Raw genomic sequence first — 23790 nt, 5'->3', positions numbered from 1 at the left:
TCTAATATTTTTCTTGTTGATAAATTATATCTTCTCTCTTCTCGAAATCATACAAAGTCAACCCGCGTAAAGTATAAAAATACACCCATGACGAATACAGCTGACTCACATAAGTACGCCGGGCATTATCCTGTTCCGTCTGTGCGGCATTCAAATCCAATACGCTGATCTGCCCCAACACGAAAGTCTCGTATGCCGTCTTGTAACGTTTCCGGGCGACAGTATCCGCCAAACGCACGATCTCGTTCAACCGATTCTGTTCCTGGTATTGTTTGACCGCTGTCATCACATTTTGTTCGAAATTCAATGTTTCCTTCTCCACCTGCACCCGTGTAATCTCGGCTTGCGAACAAGCCAACTCCACCTGTCCTCGTCCTTTTCCCCAGTTCAATATCGGAATACTTATTCCCAAACTGACCGCCTCCCGGTTACGCAAATTCCGGTAGGTTTCCTTGAAGGACTTGTCACTTCCCGTGAACCCGATAGAAGCGTAAACGTCCGCCTTGAACCCTCTCCCCGCTTTCGCCTGTGCCACCTGCTGACGTGCTTGCAGCATCCGGCAAACCACGTCATAACGGAAAGGATTATTCCTGTTCGCCAGCTCCATGACCTGCTTAAACGTCACCTCGACTTCCGGACACTCTTCCGGCATATCGGGAATAATCACCACCCGTTCGTTATACCCCAGATAATTACGCAAAGCAAACATCTTTTGCTCGTAAGCCTGTTCCGTCTGAATCAGTGAAGACGAGGCATTCAAGTAATTCAACTTCAACTGCAACAAATCATTATCGGAAATCAATCCCCTTTCCCGTTTTCCCCGTGCTATCTGCATCAGTTTTTCCGAATTTTTCAAATTCTGCCGATCAATATCCACGTTAATCATTGCCAGCAACAAATCGAAATAATACGATATAGCTTGTATCGCCACGTTTTCCATGTTCACGGCAAACTGTTGCTGAGCTTGCTTGTACTTCTCCGGCTCGATCTTCATACTCCACTTCAAGGGATTTGCCGTGATCAACGGTTGCGAAAAAATCACGTTAAACGGCACGCTCATATACTCCGTCGTCTTGTCTCCATCCAACTGATCCACCCGCTCCACCTGTGACTGTAAGGACAACGCTCCTCCCGTCAACGGGATATTCTGTGTCACCGACAACGCCAACTGCTCCGAAATCGAATTACTGGAAATATACTTATACGTCCCATCCTCTTTCAAATAACTCGATAACGTCCTGTTAAAACTCGGTAATGTTCCCGTCAACGTCACGTTGGGTAACAAATCTGCCCTGTAATTTCGATATTGCCAATATGCCGACCGTAACTGACTCTTTGCCACCATCGCATCCAGCGACTGCTCCCGTGCCAGACGAATCGCTTCCCCCAAAGAAACAACCTTTTGCTCCTGTTGAGCCGCAACAGGTAAAACAATCAGTAAACACCACCACACGAACAATCCTTTCATAACACTTCCATTTTTACTGTTTACACTTCTCGCATCGCCTCCACGGGATTCACCCGTGCCACTTTATAAGCCGGCCACCAAGCACTAAACACCGAGAACAAAATCATCACCAAGCAAGCACACCCTAACGCTGACAAATGAACCGGGTCGAACGGATAAACAAAACAAAATAAAACCATCCCCGGCAGCAATGCCAACACTGAAAGCAACAGGCTCTCGCTTACCACAAAACAATATAACCCTCGGGGCGTGGAACCTACCACAATTCGTAAGGCAAACTCTTTCCGCCGCTTGGAAGAATAAAGCCAAAATAATCCCAAAGTCCCGATAAACGTAAATACTAGTAGAAACAACACGGGAATAATCATTGCTCCCATATTTACAATATCACTCAACATCGTGGTAACTTTCAAACTTTTCAAAGAAAACAAACTAATCTCTTGATTTGAGCCCATAAATAAACGAGCAAACTCTCTATCCAACAATTTACTGAAAGTTTTCTCTTTACCTTCCTGTACCCGAACCACAAATTCCGGCCACCCCGCATACCCACACTCCTCATAAGGTAAAATCAGTACCGGATGAGACTCTTCTCGAGCCTCCTGCTTCAATCCGGCAATCACCCCTACTATCGTATACACTCTCCCGTTAAGAGAAATACACCTTCCAAGTATTTCATGCCAACCAAACTGCTCTGACAACTGCCGGGTAATAACAGCCGAATATGTCCCATTTTCTAACATCCCGTTTGACAACCATTCTCCTTCCTCCATTTCGATTTTAAACAATTCCGCCGTATACTCATCTGCACCCTTCACGTAAATTTGTATTCTCTTTTCCCCGTATCCCAAAGAATCTTTCGGGTTCATTCCTTCCGGACGAACATAGGGAACAAAAAATGCACATTCACTAACCGCCTCCACAACAGAATGTTTTCTCAACCTCTCACACAAACCTCTCATCATCTTTTCCGTTTCTTCCGGTGTAAGTGAATCCCCATCCAATTTACTCTCCGTTCCAAAGCATAATACATTTTCCGTATCCAGCATTCCAGGGGTATAATATCGAGATAAAGTTTTACCCGAATTCACGAAACAAAACAACAAAACGATAAAAACCACAACTTGCTCCACAAACATCCCTCCGTATTTCCTTTTTTGATTCCAAAATAAAGTAAAAATATGAACCATCATTTCACGCCTCCTTTCAACATATCCGTTATCGGGTATTTCACAACCCAATAGGCCGGTAGGCCACCGGAAATAATAGAAAATAACAGAGATAAAGGCAGAACCTCTCCAAAGATCACACCGAGATTCATATCCGCCAAAATAGTCTGAGCCCCAAGAATCATGTTTTCAAAAAGTAATTTATCGAAAAATTGACACAAGGGAACAAACAAAATAATACCCAACAATGTTCCCCCAATTACCAATATGACATTCTCCACTAATATTTCAAAGAAAACTAAATTCTGTTGTGCCCCTAACGCCCGTTTTATACCAATTTCAACAACCTGTATATTTGTATTTGCCAAACTTAAAAGAATAATATTCAATATTGGAATTGCCAGCAACAACAAGATCACCCCCAACACGCCTATCACCCAAAAATCACCTCCCAAAAACTCGGATCGAACTTCCTGTACCGTACGTATAGGCTCAGCCAAGTTATTAACATTCACATGTTTCATCTCTGCAACACGATTTACGGCATGAGTCACCATCTTTTTAGCGTTTTCCATATCTGCCTCTTCCGGGAACAAAATAAAAGTATTCACCCAATCATTACCCGATACCCCCCGGTCAAAATGTTCGGGAAGCCACAAGGAAAGATTACCATCCTGTGCAAATAATGAAACATTAGCAACCACCCCGATAATCTGATACTCGTTTCCTTGAAAATATAACTTTTCTCCAATCACGCTCTCTTTCGTAAAGTACGTTTTTGCAATCCCTTCATTCACAACTACCCACCGATCACGTGCCTCCTGCTCTGTAAAAGGACGCCCTTGCACGAAATCAAACTGAAACACGTTCCAATAATTGTAATCCGTATAGACAGCCATGCTCATGCCAAACTGACCGTTAGTACGAATATTGCCCGCTTCATCATGATAACAAGTATAATTCTCGTATCCCTTCAATTGTCCCATTAATAATTGTACATCTTTTCGGTTCCATCGGTTCGTAAAATTATTCCCCCTTTCATCTAATATATAAGTTGGAACCTCTATGATTCTCTCGGCATGAAAAGCCGGGGGCATATTCCCACGTACGACATGAACAATTTGCAATAATATCGTGATAAATACAAACGTCAGCATCGTCCCGAACACGCAAAACCCAGCATACGCCTTATGACGTACGATATTATACCAGATTGGCTTGAAATATATTCTTATCCTTTCCATATGCTTTCCGAATTCTGCATAAACAAGCCAAACGTACCGACCACGCAAAACAAAGCGTACACCCTATTATGCCTGATACTACACAACGCTAATCTTAAATAATTCTTCCATTTATCCATAATCTTTTTATTTATTATTCCTCCCGCATCGCTTCCACGGGATTCACCCGTGCCACTTTATAAGCCGGCCACCAAGCACTAAACACCGAGAACAAAATCATCACCAAGCAAGCACACCCTAACGCAGACAAATGAACCAGGTCGAACGGATAAACAAAACAAAATAAAACCAATCCCGGCAGCAACGCTAACACCGAAAGCAACAGGCTCTCGCTTACCACAAAACAATATAACCCTCGGGGCGTGGAACCTACCACAATTCGCAAGGCAAACTCTTTCCGCCGCTTGGAAGAATAAAGCCAGAACAATCCAAAAGTCCCGATGAATGCGAATAAAAAAAGAAAAATCGTCGGAATCCCAATACCAAGTAAGGTAATAAAAACATCTCGCATATCATTCAATTTCCACTTTTCGATATTTCCAAAAGACAATCTTACATGCTCCTTTCCCATCATCAGATTAAATTCTTTGCTCATCAAATTCCGAAAAATATCCGTCTCACCCTCTTTTACACGAACCATATATTCAAACCACTGATCCGGCTGTACACGATTGGGTACGATCATCGTAGGCCGAGAAGCCTTTAATGGTTCCTGCTTAATTCCCGTCACTATGCCTACAACCGTAAACACTGTTCCTTTATAATGTATCCTCTTACCGATCCCTCGTGACCAACCAAGTTCCTGCATCAACTGACTGGTTATCACAGCCGGGCAGGTTCCATCTTCCAACAGTTCATCCGTCAACCACTCCCCCTCTTCCATTTGTAATTGAAAAACTTGATTCATATATTTATCCGCAAATTTCAAAAAAACATGCATTTTTCTCGTTCCTATTTGGATAGAATCACTCAAGTACATCTCTTCAGGACGAGTATAAGGAACCAACCATTTACTTTTTCCAAAAGCAATCACAGTAGGAGATTTTCGAACCTTTTCAACAACACGATCCATTTTTTGCTGCACTTCCGAAGGCGAAAGATATTCCGAGGGTGAAACGGGAAGTAGCATACAGTTAAACGTATTCTTCGTATTCAATACCCCCGGTGAAAAATATTGAGCAATCTTCTCTCCAACAACAACAAAACAAAATAATAATACAAAAAACACAAGCATCTGCTCCGCAAGCATTCCCCCATATCTCCTTTTTTGATTTAAAAACAACGTGAAAATATGTTTCATCATTTCATACCTCCTTTCAACATATCTATAATAGGACGTTTCACTGTCAAATATGCGGGAATTCCCCCTGACAGGAAAGAAAACAACAAAGCCAAAGGCAATACGCTGATGAAAATAATGGTCCAATTCAATCTCGGTAATAACATCATCTGCCCCTCGATACTATTCGAGAACACGATCCAGTCAATTCCGCGACACACGGGAACCGTCAACAGAATACCCAAAACAGTACCCGTAATAACCAGTAAAAGATTTTCTACCAGAATAAATAAAAAAGACGTTCTTTTACTGGCGCCTAACGCACGTTTAAGCCCTATTTCTCTTGTTTGTACATTTGTATTGGCCATACTCAACAAAACAATATTCAAAACGGGTACGACCAAAAGTATAAAAATCATCACCCCCACCCCGGAGAGAAATAAATCACCTCCGTACATTTTCCGAATAAACTGTTTCTCCGTGCTAATCTGCTTCACGGAGACACTCTTATCTATATTATAATATGTCTTAACAAAAAATTGATAGGCATTAGTTACACTTCGAACCATTGTTTCCGCCTCCATATTTTCCGGATAAAGAATATAAGTTTCCACCCAATCATTTGATTCATTTTTACTAAACTTCTCAGGGACCCATAAAGAAGCCTTTCCCTGTGGAGCAAAATAGGAAACATCTGCCACCACACCGGTAATCCTATACGTGTTACCTTCAATCTGAATTTCCTTGTTGATAACCGATTTATCCGGGAAAAAACTTCTCACGAAATTCTCATTCACGATCACACAAGGCATCTGCATCTCGCCTTCCGTGAAAAAATGGCCTTGCACAAACTCAAACTGGAACACGTTCCAATAATCGCGATCGACAAAATAAATACCATACTCCTCATATCGTCCATTCACCATAATATCTACCGCTTCATAATGATAAGACGTGTAACGGACATCCTCTCTCACATTATTCATCAACGTTCGAATATCCGACCTGTTCAGACCTTTCACGGCCTCTCCCTTGTTATCTCTCAACACGAAAGGAACACTTACAATTCGATCCGCCGCAATAGCCGGAGCCGTATCACACAATATAACGTACGCCACTTGCAACAATATCGTGATAAACACGAATGTCAGCATCGTCCCGAACACGCAAAACCCGGCATACGCCTTATGACGTACTATATTATACCAGATTGGCTTGAAATATATCCTTATCCTTTCCATACACTTCTCCTTTTACTTCAAAGTCACCGCCGGGTTTACCTTCGTCACCCGGTAAGCCGGATACCAAGTACTCAACATCGAAAACACAACCATAACAAGTATCGTTACGCACACTCCTATCCATTCCGGTAAAGTATAATCATAAATAAACACGGACAAAAGCCCCCCGGGCAAACAAGCCAGTAAAGTAACGACAACACTCTCCAGCATCACGAACACGAGTAACCTGCGGGGAGTCGCTCCCACGGCCAACCTCAAAGCATACTCACGTGCCCGCCTTTCCGAATTCTGCATAAACAAGCCAAACGTACCGATAAACGCAAAAACGAACAGGAATATCGTGGGAACGGACTGTAACATAATACTCACGAAAGTGATGTTACATGTACCTCTTTTCGCTAACTCCATATTTATCGCAAACGGCTGGGCCTCTTTATTAGGAATCAATCGTTGAAACTCCTTATAATAAGCCATAATAAACTCTTTCTCCCGCCCCGGCTCTACACGGGCACAAAGTTCCCGGAATGTATCATCATACTTTATCGCACGGCATGGTACAATAACTGCCGGTTCGGCAAACAAAAGTACCTTATGTTTTATTCCAGATACTACTCCCACCACCGTAAAATCATTTCCTCTCACGAAAAGTTTACGACCAAGAGGCTGCGTCCATTTCAATTCATCAACAAATTGTCGTGTAACGACACAAGTAAACGAACCATCCTCCAACTTATTATCCGAAAGCCATTCCCCCTCTACCATTTCCGGACGAAAAACCTTATAGGCCTCCTCGTCAGCACCCTTGTAATTCACTCTATACATCTTTCCCTCAATACGAACACTATCGCCATACCTAGCATAATTTCCCACATAAGGAGTCATCGCCATACTCCGTGTAATCTCAACCACATAGTCCAACTTTTTCAAATTATCCGCTACAACGTCAATCTGTTTACCGACCTTTTCTTTATTACAGACTTCATCCCCAAGCACGAAACCGAAACAAACAGTATTATCTGTATCTAGCAATCCCGGTGAATACATCTTACTCAAAGTTACAAAAACGGAAACTACCACCAGCATCAATACAACACAAACCACCATTTGCTCTATAAAAATCCCACAAAACGATTTCCATGAATTTCGAACAATTTTAAATACATGTCCTATCATTTGATACCTCCTTTCAGTACCTCCGCCAAATTTTTCTTTACGGCCACATAAGCCGAAAAACCTCCTGTCAGTAAAGTAAACACGAGCATCAATGGCAAAATACATCCTAGAATCACCCCGAAATTAATGCGTGTAACTAAAAATTCCATACCTCCAATTACTTCCTTGATACACACCTCTTCAATTACGTGAACCACCGGAAACAATAACAATAACCCCAAAAACACCCCTATCACCACAAGCATCAGATTCTCTATCATAATTTGAAAAAAAAGGGCTCGACGAGAGGCTCCAATCGCTCTTCTTATCGCAATCTCCTCGGATTGTTTATCTGAATTTGCCACGCTTAACGTCATGATATTAATCGACGGGACAAACAATAAAATCAAAAGTGCAACAGGTACCCCATACAACAACAACTGAACTCCTATCTGGTGAACCTGACTTTCTTTCATCGTGTATAATGTCTCTGCCGAAATGATGGCTATTTCTCCCCGACGGGCATAATATTCCTTTACCACCCGCACGATCTCCTGTTTTGCCGTGCTAACCGAAACCCCATCCGGAAACAAAACATAAATCTCATGATAACGACTCCCGCTAGGAGCAAAAGTATTATACTTATCCGACAACCAGACCTTTCCGGATATTCCTGTTGTAAAAACAGAAACATCTTTCACCACTCCTGTAATCGTGTAAACAACCTTCTGGCACTCGATATTCTTACCCACAGGACTCTCCCCTTTGAACAACATATCCGCCATACTTTCACTTATTACGGCAACAGGCTGCTTGTTCTCAAATTCCTCTCGCAAGAACGCACGTCCCTCCACGAATTCAAATCGGAAAACATGCCAATAATCTGCATTCACGTAATCTACTGAATTGGTCACAAACGTGTACTCACCAAAGACATCCGTAACCTCTGTGTGACTAACGGCACACAACTCACATCCCCGTATACTTTCCATAAAACTAGCCGTTTCCTCTGCGGGAATCTTATCTAATAGACACCCTTGTCCATCCCGAAATTCATCAACACAAACAATCCGGTCCGCATTAACCATCGGCGGCTCATTACCAACAACAGAATAAACGAGTTGCAGCACGATCGCAATAAACACGAACGCCAACGCCGTACCCAACACGTAAAAAATCGCGAACGATAAGTTGTGTCGGATATGGTAGAACGCCGGGATAATATAATTTTTCCACCGATTCATAACACTAATTTCCCGTCAAACAAACGAATAATCCGCCCGGTTTCCTCTGCCAATCTCTCATCATGCGTCACCATCACGATCGTCGTTCCCTCTCGGTTCAGTTGCACGAGCAAATCCATGATCTCCGCTCCCATCTTACTATCCAAATTTCCCGTCGGCTCGTCCGCCAGAATCACTTTTGGCTGCCCGATCAACGCTCTCGCTATCGCCACCCGCTGGCACTGTCCCCCGGACAACTGCGAGGGGAAATGTTTCAACCGATGTGTCAGCCCCACCTTTTCAATTAACTCCAGCGCCCTTTTCCTATTGGCCGATGCAGAACTTCCCCGGCGATACAACATCGGCAGCAACACGTTATCCAACACGTTCAACGACGGAATCAAATGAAAACTTTGGAAAATAAACCCCAGCTTCTGGTTACGAATCCTCGCCATATCCCTATCGTACAAAGAATCCGCCCGGACATCATCAATAATCACCCAACCACTCGTCGGCTTATCCAACAACCCCATAATATTCAACATCGTACTCTTTCCACACCCCGAAGGTCCCATGATAGCCACAAACTCACCTTTCTCCACCGTCAGGTTAATATCTTCCAATGCCCGTGTCTCCACCTCGCTCGTGTAAAACGTTTTATTAATATTCTCTAAAGTTATCATACGATTTAAGTATTAGTTGATTCATGATTTATTTTACCATTACAAACATAACGAACTCCATTCTAGAAAACCTCCCCGAATTATTGTAAAACTATTGTAAAATTTCACATCTTGCATATCGCTCGGATACAACTCCTTGTTAAATCAATTCTAAATACGTAATTTCGTCTCGTCCACATGACAGCAACCATTCAACAAACGTGCATGCTGGAAAGGCAAAAGGAAAGTGAATGAAACACGATTTAAGAATAATAGGCTACATCACGTTCACGATATTCATTTTATTGTGGATCAACCAATTATTCTCCGGAATTAAATTATACGAAACCGTCAAAACACGTTGGCAAATACACATGGATTCTATAATAGAATCCGTTATTCCCCCGTACATGGAACTCCTGCAAACAGATTCTGTCCAAAAACAAACCCATCTTTTATCGACACTGGACAGTGCGTTACGTGTCCAAACTCCCAATGCCGTCCATTTCGCCATCGCACAGTTAGACAGCACACGTCAAACGATTGCCAAGTTCCGGGGCAACCAAACACGCACATCCGACATAACACGGGGAAAAATTTACCCGATAAATAATTCTTCCCGCGAATCCTTGGCCATTTATTACAATTTTCCGATCTCCTTCTTTTTAGAGAGATCGTGGCAGGACCTTCTCACCATAGTTGCGCTAACCCTACTGCTCATTCTGGGCTTACTATACCTGTCCCACGCACAACAACATCTATCCCGCCTCCAGGAAGAAATGATCAAACAAGTCGTGCATGATTGGAAAACACCCCTCGCAAGCATCATAACCTTGACTGAACTTATTGAAAAGAAATCCATCGCCGAGGATGACGAAAAAGGACGAATGAAAATCCGGCTCATACAAGAAGAAGCCAGCCAACTGAAAACCAGTTCCCAGCAATTACTTAAAACGTTAAGCGGATTGGCCCACCTGAACATCAACCGGGACGAATTTAACTTGAAAAACGAGATCCTCTCGTTATTCGAGAAGCAACACCTCGCCAACCACGGACAAAAAAACATCCAGCTAAACTTGCGCTATCTCGTTGAATCCGAAACCATTTATGCGTCACATTTCTACCTACTCGGAGCCCTTCAAAATATTTTGGATAATGCCGTGAAATACAGCGGAGACACGCCACAGATCACCGTCATCTGTTATCAAAAAAGAGGAACCTTCGTTATCGAAATAAGGGACAACGGCCCCGGTATTCCCAAAAAACAACAAAAATATATTTTCAATAAATACTATCAGGCAAACAAAAACTCTACCGGCAAAAAAGGATACGGACTAGGCCTTAACTACGTCTACAACGTTATCAAAGCCCACAAGGGAAAAATCACGGTAGACAGCCCGCCGGGAAAAGGATGTACATTCACTATATACTTACGCAAATGGAAGAAAAAATAAACATACTCTATGCCGAGGACAACACCACGGCCGCCATGATATACATGGAAATCCTGGAAGAAGCCGGGTACGCGGTAACCCTTGCCAAGGAGGGGGATAAGGCATGGCAACTATACGAAACCGGCACGTGGGACCTCTTGTTGCTAGACATGGATTTGCCGGAAAAGGATGGTCATGAACTGATTCGCCTTGTGCGGGAAAAAGGAGACCAAATCCCGATCGTGATTCTTAGTTCCGTCAACCACAACCATGCCCTATACGAAGGTGCCGACGATTATCTCGTGAAAGGTTGTAGCGTGGACGACGTGAAGGCACGCTTGGATAAGGCTATCGCCAGAACCAAATGCCTAAACACGGAAAAAGTACAAGGCCTTTTCCGTATTTCTCCCGACACCACGTTCAACAAAAACAACCGGATACTCTCCATCTCCGGCAAAAAAGAAGAGCTGAAAAGCATGGAATCAAACATCTTATGGTTATTCTGCCTGCGGATCAACGAGGTGATTTCCACCGTGGAAATGTGCGAAACACTCTGGGGCATCTATACCTCGGACAAAGAAAAAGCCCTCACAAGATACGTCTGCCTGCTGAACAAAAAACTGAAAGCAGATAAAAGTATAGCCATTCAAAACGAATTTGCACGAGGTTACAAACTCGTGAACGGCTTGTAACACAAAATTTATTCCGGATTAAAAAACAAATAACAACCGAAAATCACTCTTCCAACAGAATAATTCACCAAAGCAGCAATTTCTATAACTTTACAAGCCTCATCCATAATTACGTCTTTCACACACCCCCGTTTACCACACAATTAACGTGAGCTCGATATAGCTCACGTCAATTTAACATTTCAACGTATTATTCAGCAAAGCCCGATTAGAACCTCATATGCGATAAAACTTATCACCTCTCCGTATATAGGTATTCCCAGCAGAATCGGAATACGTCCCATCCATATTTTCATGCAAATTCTTTTCCCTTGAAAAAAGCCCCGTGGTCTTGACCTTGACACTCCTTCCAAAAGCAATATTCAATGCAAAATAGATCACACAAAGAGCCAAAAACACATATATTGCGAGTATAGCCAAATATATTGAAATAGCAACAGCATAAATCGACAACACGGCATATATCATTTCCCACACGGCTTGACGTTTCGAAATCGCACGTTTACTCACCCGATAACGAACGTATAGATAAGCATAAACAAAAACACCTCCAAAATTAAGTACCATAAAAAGAATCCCCCAAATTGGAGATAGCTCATTTGTAGGTGTGTCTTTATTCACAAAAATAGCAGTCACTAACAAAGAAAACAAGGCAACAAGCAGCGAACTTCCTACTACGGCACCAACACCGTGAAGTAAAAGTTTATTCCAACGTTTCTCGGGAACAAAATCAACCTTGGCCCATTTATTAAACCATCGTACAATCAACTCGTACTTAAACACCCAAAAGATTGCGTATAACAATCCAACAATCCCCAATATGATAAAAAGAATTCCCATAAATTTAGTTTTATTGAAAAATTAATAAATCATCTAATTAAAACTACCTACCACACGCCAATCAATCCCCAAACGATTATCTCGAACATAACATCCATCCATAAATACGCGAACACAATCCTTCACGACCTCTCGCTTCAATTCCTTGATTTGCGAGCCATATATTTCCCCCGTATTTTTCACGTTGATAGCATCAAACACATGTTCTGACAAAACAAACAATAGCGACTCCAATTGCGCACACCAAAAACTATTTTGCATACACCTCCCTTTTTCTTGATCCTCCCCGGGTGGATAGCCTCTATAACGATAACAATCCTTAGGGAAATACAAAAACTCATCATTTATTCGAGACACAATCCGACACACATCAACATTCCCACTATTCAAAAAAAATGTACTGTCAACAACATCAAACATAGAAGCTTTCATATTTAGCAAAATTCGGTATCCCGTATCAAACTTATCATTTTCCTTCACCACCTGCATAAACTCACTAACGCCAGACAAACATCCGGTTCCAGAAGTGTCTTTCCTAACCGTGATTGCGACATAAACTTCCCCGTACCGGGAATTGTGCTGGTGTAACACCTCGTAAACAACCCCCTCGACCTTAAAATTCAAGGAAAAGAGTAACATTAATTTATTACTCTGCTTATCTATTCCGTAATCCGTCTCGGTCACTAGAAAATAATCCTGCAACATCCGAACCTCAACCCCTTCCCGCAAAGCGTACAAAAACAAGGCACGCTGCAAAGCTTGTTCTCTGGCAACATCCGGAACCAAATAAGGATCAGACACTCCCCAAAAGAACGAATCTTGACAACCAAACAACCATTCCGGCAAATCCTCCTGGTAATCCGATCTCCATTCATGCACTTGGGAATATGTCCTCCTTTCTTGAGCTTCCGACAAAGTCACCCCAGACAACAACAACGCACACGAGAAAAACTTGAAAAACTTCATATAAAACACGTTAACATCGGCGGAAAGAAAATTTCCTTCCGCCGACCACATTCAATCCTACTTCTGCTCCTTTTCCAAATTAGCCATCTCCTCGTCAAAAACTTTTTTAAATTTTTCATACTCATAGTCGATGCGCAACTTCTCATCACTCTTTATTCGCGAATCCATGGCCTTGGCAATCTCTTCTCCGGCAAGCTCTATCGCCACGTAAGCCTTGTACTTCCCGTCAGGAGTTTTCATCATTTTTTCGCAAATAACACGAGTCCCGGTTAATTTTTCATTAACAACAATTCTTGCCATGTCCTCAAAACGACCTTTCGCCTCTTCTTGTTCCCCAACCTGATATGAAGAGCCGTAATTATCCGTTACTCTCTTCACTGTAGCGTTCATCGCTGTCGCCAACTCTGCTCTAGCCTCAGCCAACGCTTTCTTCTTGGCCATCATCATATCCGTACTCAACGCGTAAGCATTCGCCCTAAAATACTCTTTTGAACTCTGATACTCCGGGCCGGAACAAGGAATATTAACCTCGGTTTCAGCCTCTTTAAGCAACTGTTTCTGACCTCCACATCCCACGGCAATCAATGCTGCCAACGACAACACATAATAAATTCTCTTCATAACATTTCGTTTTTAAATAATAATTATCTATGTTTATTTCAAATTTCTCAACTTTACAGTTCCTTTCGAATCCGATATTTGAATCAATTTAGCCGACTGTATCTTTTTCATTTCCAAAACCAATGACATCTCAACATCCGGAACAATCGTGGCCGATACCCGATGACTATCTTCAGAAGATCCCAACCTCATCCGCTCGATTTTCACCTCTTCCCCTTTTTCGTTAACAACCTTCACGTCATAACGAATCAAGTTCATGTTGTAATCATCCCCCAATCTGTTTATGACCTTCAAACTCAAAATTGTCTTATCCCCGTAATCCTTTTTTCCCACGTAACGCACGAACAAATTCGGGATCAACTCCCCCTCCGCGTACTCGGGTTCCTTACTTGCGGGCTTTTTCACCACGATGACAGGCTTTTTCTCGTCCGGCTTCGCATCAACCTTCACGTCCGGCTTCACATTCGCCACGGGCTTTTTCTTCAAACGATCGGGATTAGGATTAATATCTCCCAACATATCGATATTCATTCTTTTCAGTTCCTTCTCCAACTCCTGGCGCAAACGTTTTGAAACACTCGTCATCGCTGCATTTCTGGCTGCCGTCAACGAATTTTTAGCCGGAGCCAAACTCCTCATTTCATCAATCCCGTAATGCAAAATATCCGCGTTACTCCGGTTATTCACGATATCAATATTCACCGTCGTGTAATATGCCGTGAGATTATACATCTCCCCAGGGATTTCCTCCCCCTTACGGAATTCAGTCTTTACCAACACCAAAACATCCGCTTGAGAGGGTGATTCTGCCAAATCAAAATAACTATTCGTCAACAAACTGGAAACCACTCGTTTCAACACCTGATCCGCACCATCTTTTACTTCCAAAAAAGCTTTCACCGACATTTTCTTGACACTCACGTTCACCCGCCCTTGGGGCATAACCTCCTGCACGCTCTTCAACATCCCCTTGTACACGCTTTTCTCCAACGAGGCAAACAACGACTTGTTCAAAACAATAGCAATTTCTTGACCCGGTTCCTTGGAAGTTATATTTCGAATGTATAAATCCGCGTTACCGGACTCATCCGTCACCAGTTCTTTTGACAACACCCCGTCTCCTGAAACAAATTGGCAAGACAACGCCACGTTCCTCAAAGGAACACCCTCACGCTCCACGTGTACGGAAACCGGAGCGTCTACTCCTTGAAAAGCCCTTCCCTCCACCGTCCCGGGAGTCGTCCTGATAGTTATTCCTCGAAATAAATTCAACAAAGAATTATAAAGTTCGTGCCCGACATCCATATCCTTTCCCTCCACGCTGCAAATCAAATCTTCGTTAATTGCCGGGCGTATCGCCTCTAAACCTTTCAAATAACACGCTAACGCTATCGTCAAATCCCCCCTGTTTCGCGAAGATTCACCCTGCCACCAATAATCAAATCCTTCCCGCACCGCTTTTTCCCTGCGCTTCTCAACCATCTCCTCGTAATCGAACTTGTTCAATTCGTAATACACCCAATACTCTGTATCACTTTGCCAACTACCTCTCATCTTGAAGTTTTCCACGCTCTCTCTCGCCTCCACCCGAATACTTTCCTCGTACTCCGACCAGACTCGATCATTTTCCTCCAACGTATGCAACAAAGAAGTCGACGCCACGTTCACTTTGATTTCCGAGATCAAATCATTCAACGCCTGCTGTTTCGCCTTCTGCATGTAATCCTTCTCACTCTTCGACACACACGCTATCCCAATGTAGTGCATGGACGACACCGGACGCTGCTTCACCCAATCCGGACGCTCTTGAGCCTCCAAATTTCCAAGCAAACAAAATAATAACACCCCCAGCAAATACCTCATAGCCACAATTTCATTTTATTTAATAATCTTGATATATATCGTATTCCCTTCAACTTTTTTCTCGCAATTCACATTTTGCTTCTTTAAATAGAGAAAAAGACTCAAAGCAAAATCATTTGCATCCATTACTTCCTCACGATCCGAACGGTTAGGTACTTGCACCCTATCAAAAATCACACTCTCGGCCGTGGCTCCCTGTATATGATAACTACCACCTTTAGCATTTTTCTTTACCCACATCCGTAACACGTCACTCAACGGGAAACCCATATCTCCCACTTCTGTATCAAAATCTATCTCAGCCGTCCCGGACAAAGAAAAATCCAACACCACGGCATTCCCTTTGCTCTCCTTTTCCGCCAAAGCGGCTACGACCTGCTTTAAAAAACTATCTTCCACATCCTGAATCGCGTAATAACACAACTTATCCGTCGCGTTCGTCTTAAAACGATTGGATATATAGGTTTCAGAGGCCAAGGTTGCTCCCGAAGAAGTCTCGTATGCCTTTAAATTCATCGTAACGCGAGCACCTTCCGCCGTAATATCTTTAATAAGATCAACTTCCACGTAAACATCCGAACCTGAATTTTTCAACAATTCCGCGTCAGGAGAAGTTCGAGAGTCTGCCTGATGCAGAGCTCTACGCTCAATACTCCGGTACTTAGCTTCGAAATCATTCGTATTTACCCCCTTGTTAATAAAACTCTTTTGGATCACGGATACGGCCACCCGACGATCCGAATCACCTTGTAACAAATCGGCAAAAGTTTCATTTCCTTTCCGATAAGGAACCACCATAATCGACGGTAATTCTATCGTTTTCGGCACTACATCCGTCCGGGTCAACACGACCTGATTCATCTCCATATCCCGCAACAAAGCATCATTCGAGAATGTCAACCGGACAACTGCTTTATAAGCTTTCGAACGCAACCTCTCCGGCTCTTCCATCAACTCCTCCTTACGAACAAAATTAAAATACCTTCCCCCTTCAAAAAAACGGCTGAAATAATCTTTAAACTTCTCTTGTCCACCCTCTCCTATTAACGGAAGCCCGTTATTCAATCCCGATATACCCGAGAAAAAATAAGCATAAAAAGCCGACTTGATAGCCATCTCCGAAGCCTCCTTCTTCTTCTCGTGAATTCCGGTCGCACGCACGACAATCACCCCCTGAATATTACTCAAAAATTCCACATCTCCCGAATAAGATTGTCCTTTCATGCCATAAAACACAAACAAGAACAATAATGACAAATACCACTTTTTCATCTGAAACGCGATTTACCGTTTTTACCTACCAACAAAATTTCACTCGTACATAATTCAAGATTTCTGCTTCCCAAAGGGACAACTCGTGAATAAACACATCCTTTCCCTTTGAAAAACAAAAATCGACTGACGAGTATTAAAATAGTATCACTTAAGCCCCTCCTTAATAGAAGATCCAACCCCATCAAGAACAGATGGTTTATAAGTTACAACCATTTTTTTCTTATCTTGATCCGCTTTTTGAATCTCCACCCCACCTTTGGTTACTTTACACAAAGACATGTCATCCCCTTGAACTTCATCAACTTTAACCCTGCCGATTTCCGTGTAAAGCGTTTTTCCCGCCACCTGTTTCTCAACCCTCACGATAAACGTGTGACCTTTTTTCACCCCCATAGATTCACCGCAATCAATATAGAGAGATACAGCACCTTTCTTCTTATCCACATTCTCGATAGCAACAATACTTGCTTTCAAATCAAAATTATCATTCACGAATTTTTTCATGGATATCTTCACGTAATCGATGGTAGCTGTAATAGCGGCCTCCTTCGTGTCCCCGTATTTTGCGTTCAAACCTGCATAATTAAAAGGCTTGCTCACTTTCACCGTACCATCCTCCACGTTTACCAAAGTCAACGTGAAATTAATCAAACCGCTATACCACGTGGAACCGTCATCCTTCTTTTCCTGGGAAGCATCCATTTGCGTCACATGAATCTTCAACATGTAATTAGCCCCCAACTTTTTCATCTCGCTCCGACGAGCCGTCGCATCCCCCATCGCCTCTTCCGAATTACGTCGATCCTTCTCCAACTTCAAACCGGACTCTGCATCAGCATCAATAATCACCAAACGCCCGGTTGCCTGCAAGCCCCCAATGACAGCATGCCGCAAAGTCGTCGGATAAGAATCACCAATACTTTCCGTATACGTGAAATAATCAACTAAAATAACATCCTTACCCGATCCTTCTTGAGCAAACAAACCAAGGTACGCGCACATACACATGGCTAACATTACGATTTTTTCATCTCTTCCAAATTTTAAATTAAAATAACCATTTCATGTTCTATTGTAATATATCTCTCCCCAAATTAAACGTCTTCAACGTGTGATCCCGATCATAATCGAAAACCAAATCCCCTGTATCCCGATGCAACTTCACGCTATTCAATTTAAACCAGATAAACGCCTTTCCCACCGACATGCCATCCACGACCTCAACCAACACGTGCCCCTCCGGCAACTCGGAAAACCGAATCCTACTTCCGTTATTCAATCGCATTTTATCGATCGTGATCGATTTCCCGTCCGTGGTCTTTATATCCACGAATCCATGCTCACCCTTCACGAAATCAACGCGCTTGATATTTTTATAAATATTAGGACACTTACTCTTGAACGAAGAATTATATCGATCCAGGGCCCGTATGAACTCTTCACCCCGGATGATCTCGCTCCCGTCACTCATCAACGAAACAACAGCCAGCAAGCCGGCAATCGTCGAATGAACATTCTCCTGCACCAGAACATCGTTGATCGCCTTCAACCGATCAGCCATCTCCAACACGCCGCGCTCGTGCTTTGCCTCGATCCGATTCTCCTGCACCAACGGGCGAACAGGCGTGTACATCCCGCTAATCATCCACTTGTTATCGCGCACCACGCTGATCTCCTCTCCTCGCGCCTCCGGCATCATCGGGCGAAACTGGCTATCCAACACCTCTCCCCGATCATTAAATTTCATCATGTAAGAATACCCCTCGTCAACCAATTCACGAGGAACCGCCACGGTCGAAGTCCATTTCACGTTACCGCTCCTGCCCACGTTTACCACAAACATACCTTGTCCCTCTTCCGCCTGCAAAACCCGTCCCCCAACGCGTGCCGTCCCTTGAAAAGAACCGGAAAGAACCACATCCTCGTCATGCCTTGCCAGATGGCGGGGCAAATCATTTTCACCGCTACCGTCCAATGCCAACGCCCACGCGAACCGATCCGACTTGTCCAGTTTCGCCAAGAAAACCCGGTTCCCCTTCGAGGTATTTTTCAACACCTCACGCCCGGCACGAAAAACATCATCGAAAACCCCGGTCACGTAAACCTCCCCGTCTTTACCTTTCACCAACCCCGTGCTGACATTCAACACATTTCCCCCGGCCTCCTTCACCCTTGCCAACACACGATCCTCCCGCTCCCTGGATATGCCACACCCCTCCTCCTGCTTGATAACCACGGCCGACTGATTCGCGTAACGCGGCATCGACATCCCGATCGATGCCCCGATATACGTGGGATCGCATGACAAATAACGCTCCCCGTCAAGCAAAAGATAATTTCCGACATTCACGCTGTCCATTTTCACCGCCGCCGCGACGTGTCCCGGGTAACTCAATCCCACGCAGGGCAATCCCGCCACCAACGTCACCAACGAGGAAAAAAACGCCGCGCGATCCTCGCAATCACTATACGGGTAAAACAACACCTCCTCCGGGAAAAAATACTTCTCTTGACCGAATTGCTCTTCATCCGTCATGTAAGGGAACGACTCGTGCAAAAACGACAACAACTTGCTCACGCGTGTTTTCGAATCACACCCCTGCAACCCGGCATACAAACTTTCGGATAAACTCTCTTTCGCCACGTTGGAAAAAGGCGTGTTAAAATAAACACTCAATTCCGTAGAGGGATAATCCCCATAAAAATCAACCACATGCGCGTTATACAATAATTTCACCTCCCGGCCATCGAAAACAACCGATCTCGCCTGTACACGATCGACTGAAAAATTCAACGCCGTCTCGAACCCCAAATCCAACAACCGGTTACTCCCGGCAAAATTCTTCTCGTACGTTGCCAACCGCTTCAAATCCGCCATGATATAATAATGAAGTCCACCCCGCGAAATATACGACCGCCCGTATATCGCTTGCCGTGCCGGAAGTAAAATCGACACCTTTCCCTCCCCGAATCCCAAGCTTGCCATGTAACCGGACTTATTCATCAAAAACCAGCACAACAAATGTCTGGAATTATCTCCCTTCAAAAAATGATCGGCAAACGCCCTTACCAACATGTAATATCCCCAGTCATTCAACCCCAATGCACTCTTGTACGCGAACAAGCAGTCGAGCAACTCGTCATAATTCGACTGGCTTGCCCGCAACCAGTAAGAAGCGAAATACTCCTCGTTCACCTTTTCACACTCCAATTTCAAGGCCTCGTCAACAGGCAACACGACCTTATTCCCGTAAAAAACATAACAGACCTGCAACTCCCGCACCTGCTTCGAACCGCTTTTTTTCGTGCGAAGAACCGGACTGGCGTCCCGGACAACCAAACGCCCCTCGTCCGGATTCTCGACACGCAATAAAACTGTTTTCACGTCCTGCTTCGCCGATGCCACGGGAGACACTTTCGGCTTCGGCACCCCGGCATCCCGCTTCTTCCCGGCAAACATCTCGTACTCCTTCCACCTCTGCTTCAAAAACTCCGAAAACTCCTTGTCGCGAGCTTCCACGAAAGCATCATACTCCTTTTGGAGTTTCTGCAAACCGGCCTTCTCCTCCTTCGCGAACTTCTCCCTCTCGGCCCTCTCCCTCTTCAACCACGCCTCGTAATCCTGCCCGTACAAACACCCACCTGTAAACAAGACCACCAACAAAACAAAATACCCTTTCATTTTCATCTTTCCTACTTTATCATCATCCATCTATTTTCAATCACGATTACATCTCCCGCTCATTCGCGCTTCTCCAACAACTCCCCCAACACACCCCTCAATTCCATCTTCAAACGCCTCATCTCAACGATAGCCCGGGCTTCGAGCAACGCGACCCGCTTCTTCAAAACCACCCCCTTCAACTCCGGCTCACCCTTCAAAACAATCTCCTTGAACGACACCCCCCGGGCGTAATGCGCGACAATAGCCGTCACCAGCTCATGGTCCGTTATCTGCAAATACCCCCGCAAACTACTCTCCTCGTCATAGAGAACCACCGCCAACAACTTGGCCATCTCGTCGTCATCATTTATATCCAGTAATATACTTTCCATGTATATCGTTTTATATAATAGTGTCACAAAAACCTAAACGTGACACGAACCAGCCATTTTTTTCAAAAAATAATTATCGCTAACCGTCCGCATTCATCCATTTTAACTACATTTGCCCAAAATTATATACGGTTGCTAATACATGATACAAGACAAAGAATGCATCATTCGTGAGTTCTTGATGAAAGACAACGAAAACTATAATCTCACTTCGCTCGGCTTCATACAAGACTTCGAAAAAGAAATCTCGTTTCTTTTAGAACTAAGTCAAGACCTCCCGATGACGACATTCAGCGCGTGGAAACACCAACTTCTGAACACCTACTACGCGGAACGACAATTCCCCGCTTTCGTGCAATCCAACATAAATGTCCCGCTTTTCATCGAAAACATTTACAGCAAAGCACAAAACATGGTAGAAACCAAATACTGGAAGGAGTCGCCCGCCGAAGTCAACACTTACATCGCCGCGTTCAAAGACTCGCTCGCCTACCTGCTACCCCGCGACCTGTTTCTCAAATACTATCATTACTACTTTACAACCGATCTCCGGCTAAACACCCCGGAAGAACTATACTACTACTGCCAGCAAATCACGGACACCATATTTCCCCTCTCCAGCACCGAAATACTGGAACACGTCAAGAACGCGCACCCCGTATTCTGCACGGGTATCTCGAAATGGCTCAAAAAACTGATACGACAAGACCTGCCCGAGCGGGAAGACATTCACCATGAAACATACATCGCGTTCATCGAGGCCATCAAAAAAAACCGGCTGGCCGCCCCCGAACAACCGTTGTCCATCAGAAATTACGCCATCGGGATCATCAAAAACAAATTCATGGAATCCTATCGCCAACGGAAAACACTCGTGTTAAAAGAAGAAAACCAACTAATCACCTTGCTCGATCAGAAAAACCCCGAAACCGAGGAGTGGCTGGTAGAAAAAGAAAAAATATTAAACATCCTGCAAGACCCGGACAACCCCTTGCAGAAAGAACTGTTCCGGGGAATAGAAGACAAAATAGAAATATTCATACTCCATTTCGTGAAAGGCCTCTCCTACGAGGAGATCGCCATCCAGAAATACGGCAACCTCGCCCCGAAAGAATTGAAAAGGAAAACGGATAAATTTCGGCAAGACATTTGTCGGGTAAAAGCCCCGTTATGTTCCCACATCGAAAAAATCATCTCTAAACTATAGACCCATGCAAGAAAAAGAATGTACATACACGACCGCCCAAGTTGGACGCTACCTGATGAACAAAATGTCCCCGGAAGAAGAAACCCTTTTCCAGGAGCACCTTATTTCCTGCCCTGCCTGTTGTCGGAAACTGCAAGAAATGCGAAATCTTGCCGCCGCGTTATCCGCGAACCGCCCCCATTCACTCGCGAAGAGAGAATGCAAGAAACGCCACTTCGTGAAAATACTCGTCTCCATCGTTCTCTTTTTCTCCGGGAGCTACGGCATCTATTGGTGGCAATTCCACTCCACGGAAGAAGAAGTCTTTCCACCCGCATCACCCGACATTTTTCACCACGCGGACACGCTCAAAACTCCGGACACGCTTAACATCACGAGAGAAACCGTGAAGTAAACCTTCACCTCCCGCACCTGATTTTTCCACCCACTCCCCAAGCGAAAAACGGGATTGCCGGCCGGACAACCTGTTGTCGAATCCTACTATCGGCACGTACAGCAACAAACGATCAATATTCATTCCGATTTACTAGCTGAAAAAGCGATCAAAATGCTAATTTATTGCCATCAAAAAGCGAGCCGCTCCCATTCCGCTCCCATTCTCCTCCCATTCCGCTCCTAAAATAATTAAAAAATATAGGATTTAATTTGTAATAACAAATAAATAGATATACCTTTGATTCATATTTAAACGCTGCTAAGTAGCTACGCATTCAATTAACAGTGCTTTAATACCACCTTTAAAAAAACACAAATGGCAACAGTAAACAATTCCTCTCTCCAAGGTGCCTCCGGAAAAATCGACGGGCACGTGGCTTACACCGTGGGTAACAAAACTTACCTGCGCAAGCTTGCCGTAAGCATTAGTAACCCACGCACCGAAAAACAAACGGCACAACGAGTCAAGCTTACCGCCGCGCAAACCATGTACAGGGCCATCCGGGGAAGCCTCCTCGAAAAAGTCCACGCCATCGCGGCGAAAGAAGAAGAACGGAGGTCCGGCTACCACGGTTTTCTACACGCCAACATGAACATGTTCGGCCAGGACGATTACATCGATTACCCCCGGTTGGTCATATCCACCGGCAGCCTGCAATTACCCTTCGGCACGAAAGCCACGAGGTGTACCCCCGAGGAGTTGGAACTGGCGTGGCTCGACAACTCGTCAACCGTCACGGCTCAACCCTCTGACCGGCTACTCGTTGCCGCCATCTTCAACACCGAACCCTACCAACCCGAGGTGCTGGAAACGAACGTTTTTTGCCGGCAAAACGGCCAGGCCTCCGTTCTTTTGCCGGAAGGAGAATGGGAAACTGCCCATTTATACTGCTTTTTCAGCGCGGAGAACAGAAAACGGTTTTCCCCGTGCATGTATTTCACCGTTTCAAAACTTTAATACCAA

General features: G+C 44.1%; 22 protein-coding genes. 5 read left to right on the top strand and 17 right to left on the bottom strand.

The window, feature by feature from the left end; all coding sequences use genetic code 11:
• Window position 1: 1 nt before the first annotated feature.
• The 9 genes from D8S85_RS01190 to D8S85_RS01155 are packed head-to-tail and all read right to left on the bottom strand — an operon-like array spanning window position 2 to window position 9459.
• Window positions 2–1468 (bottom strand): TolC family protein, encoded by a 1467-nt coding sequence (locus D8S85_RS01190; protein ID WP_106624444.1) that lies wholly within the window; start codon window positions 1466–1468, stop codon window positions 2–4.
• A 20-nt stretch (window positions 1469–1488) separates the two neighbouring features.
• Complete coding sequence (locus D8S85_RS01185; RefSeq protein ID WP_106624443.1) at window positions 1489–2661, bottom strand: ABC transporter permease; 1173 nt, start codon at window positions 2659–2661, stop codon at window positions 1489–1491.
• Window positions 2658–3881 (bottom strand): ABC transporter permease, encoded by a 1224-nt coding sequence (locus D8S85_RS01180; protein WP_106624442.1) that lies wholly within the window; start codon window positions 3879–3881, stop codon window positions 2658–2660. Before D8S85_RS01180 ends, D8S85_RS01185 begins: the two co-directional genes overlap by 4 nt.
• Window positions 3869–4000, bottom strand: coding sequence for a hypothetical protein (locus tag D8S85_RS22075; protein ID WP_262495456.1), 132 nt, complete (start codon window positions 3998–4000; stop codon window positions 3869–3871). Before D8S85_RS22075 ends, D8S85_RS01180 begins: the two co-directional genes overlap by 13 nt.
• A 14-nt stretch (window positions 4001–4014) precedes the next feature.
• Window positions 4015–5184: an ABC transporter permease gene (locus D8S85_RS01175; protein WP_106624441.1), complete on the bottom strand. Its 1170-nt coding sequence runs from the start codon at window positions 5182–5184 to the stop codon at window positions 4015–4017.
• Window positions 5181–6401 carry an ABC transporter permease gene (locus tag D8S85_RS01170; protein WP_127074720.1) on the bottom strand — a complete coding sequence of 407 codons (1221 nt, stop codon included), beginning with the start codon at window positions 6399–6401 and terminating at the stop codon, window positions 5181–5183. Before D8S85_RS01170 ends, D8S85_RS01175 begins: the two co-directional genes overlap by 4 nt.
• A gap of 12 nt (window positions 6402–6413) precedes the next feature.
• The gene (locus tag D8S85_RS01165) at window positions 6414–7574 is read right to left on the bottom strand and encodes an ABC transporter permease (protein WP_158641677.1); all 1161 of its coding nucleotides are present in this window, start codon (window positions 7572–7574) and stop codon (window positions 6414–6416) included.
• Window positions 7571–8797: an ABC transporter permease gene (locus tag D8S85_RS01160; protein WP_127074719.1), complete on the bottom strand. Its 1227-nt coding sequence runs from the start codon at window positions 8795–8797 to the stop codon at window positions 7571–7573. Before D8S85_RS01160 ends, D8S85_RS01165 begins: the two co-directional genes overlap by 4 nt.
• Window positions 8794–9459, bottom strand: coding sequence for an ABC transporter ATP-binding protein (locus D8S85_RS01155; RefSeq protein ID WP_027201205.1), 666 nt, complete (start codon window positions 9457–9459; stop codon window positions 8794–8796). The genes D8S85_RS01160 and D8S85_RS01155 overlap by 4 nt, the downstream gene beginning before the upstream one ends.
• A gap of 230 nt (window positions 9460–9689) precedes the next feature.
• On the opposite strand from D8S85_RS01155, the gene D8S85_RS01150 reads away from it, so the two are divergent.
• Window positions 9690–10892 carry a sensor histidine kinase gene (locus D8S85_RS01150; RefSeq protein ID WP_106624436.1) on the top strand — a complete coding sequence of 401 codons (1203 nt, stop codon included), beginning with the start codon at window positions 9690–9692 and terminating at the stop codon, window positions 10890–10892.
• Complete coding sequence (locus D8S85_RS01145; protein WP_158641676.1) at window positions 10877–11563, top strand: response regulator transcription factor; 687 nt, start codon at window positions 10877–10879, stop codon at window positions 11561–11563. The genes D8S85_RS01150 and D8S85_RS01145 overlap by 16 nt, the downstream gene beginning before the upstream one ends.
• Window positions 11564–11779: 216 nt before the next feature.
• Here D8S85_RS01145 and D8S85_RS01140 read toward each other — a convergent pair whose 3' ends face one another.
• The 8 genes from D8S85_RS01140 to D8S85_RS01105 form a co-directional block, all read right to left on the bottom strand.
• Window positions 11780–12403, bottom strand: a complete 624-nt coding sequence (locus D8S85_RS01140) for a hypothetical protein (protein ID WP_127074718.1) — start codon at window positions 12401–12403, stop codon at window positions 11780–11782.
• A gap of 33 nt (window positions 12404–12436) precedes the next feature.
• Window positions 12437–13369, bottom strand: coding sequence for a hypothetical protein (locus D8S85_RS01135; RefSeq protein ID WP_127074717.1), 933 nt, complete (start codon window positions 13367–13369; stop codon window positions 12437–12439).
• Between the two features lie 57 nt (window positions 13370–13426).
• A complete protein-coding gene (locus D8S85_RS01130) occupies window positions 13427–13990 on the bottom strand; it encodes a hypothetical protein (RefSeq protein ID WP_106624432.1) in 564 nt (187 codons plus the stop codon).
• 33 nt (window positions 13991–14023) lie between these two features.
• Window positions 14024–15853 (bottom strand): LPP20 family lipoprotein, encoded by a 1830-nt coding sequence (locus tag D8S85_RS01125; protein WP_106624431.1) that lies wholly within the window; start codon window positions 15851–15853, stop codon window positions 14024–14026.
• A gap of 15 nt (window positions 15854–15868) precedes the next feature.
• Window positions 15869–17125, bottom strand: coding sequence for a DUF6175 family protein (locus tag D8S85_RS01120; RefSeq protein WP_106624430.1), 1257 nt, complete (start codon window positions 17123–17125; stop codon window positions 15869–15871).
• Between the two features lie 147 nt (window positions 17126–17272).
• A complete protein-coding gene (locus D8S85_RS01115) occupies window positions 17273–18145 on the bottom strand; it encodes a hypothetical protein (protein WP_127074716.1) in 873 nt (290 codons plus the stop codon).
• 52 nt (window positions 18146–18197) lie between these two features.
• Window positions 18198–20840, bottom strand: coding sequence for a hypothetical protein (locus D8S85_RS01110; protein WP_127074715.1), 2643 nt, complete (start codon window positions 20838–20840; stop codon window positions 18198–18200).
• A 29-nt stretch (window positions 20841–20869) separates the two neighbouring features.
• A complete protein-coding gene (locus tag D8S85_RS01105; RefSeq protein WP_106624427.1) occupies window positions 20870–21184 on the bottom strand; it encodes a hypothetical protein in 315 nt (104 codons plus the stop codon).
• 142 nt (window positions 21185–21326) lie between these two features.
• On the opposite strand from D8S85_RS01105, the gene D8S85_RS01100 reads away from it, so the two are divergent.
• From D8S85_RS01100 to D8S85_RS01090, 3 genes are all read left to right on the top strand, one after another.
• On the top strand, window positions 21327–22391 hold the full coding sequence (locus D8S85_RS01100) for an RNA polymerase sigma factor (RefSeq protein ID WP_106624426.1): 1065 nt from the start codon (window positions 21327–21329) through the stop codon (window positions 22389–22391).
• Between the two features lie 4 nt (window positions 22392–22395).
• Window positions 22396–22785 carry an anti-sigma factor family protein gene (locus tag D8S85_RS01095; protein ID WP_127074714.1) on the top strand — a complete coding sequence of 130 codons (390 nt, stop codon included), beginning with the start codon at window positions 22396–22398 and terminating at the stop codon, window positions 22783–22785.
• Window positions 22786–23142: 357 nt separating this feature from the next.
• Window positions 23143–23784, top strand: a complete 642-nt coding sequence (locus D8S85_RS01090) for a DUF6266 family protein (RefSeq protein WP_106624424.1) — start codon at window positions 23143–23145, stop codon at window positions 23782–23784.
• Window positions 23785–23790: the final 6 nt, after the last annotated feature.

The organism is Butyricimonas faecalis (genome assembly GCF_003991565.1).
GTDB classification, from domain to species: domain Bacteria; phylum Bacteroidota; class Bacteroidia; order Bacteroidales; family Marinifilaceae; genus Butyricimonas; species Butyricimonas faecalis.
The sequence above is the reverse complement of the archived record's forward strand: the minus strand, read 5'-3'. Positions and strand labels throughout refer to the sequence as shown.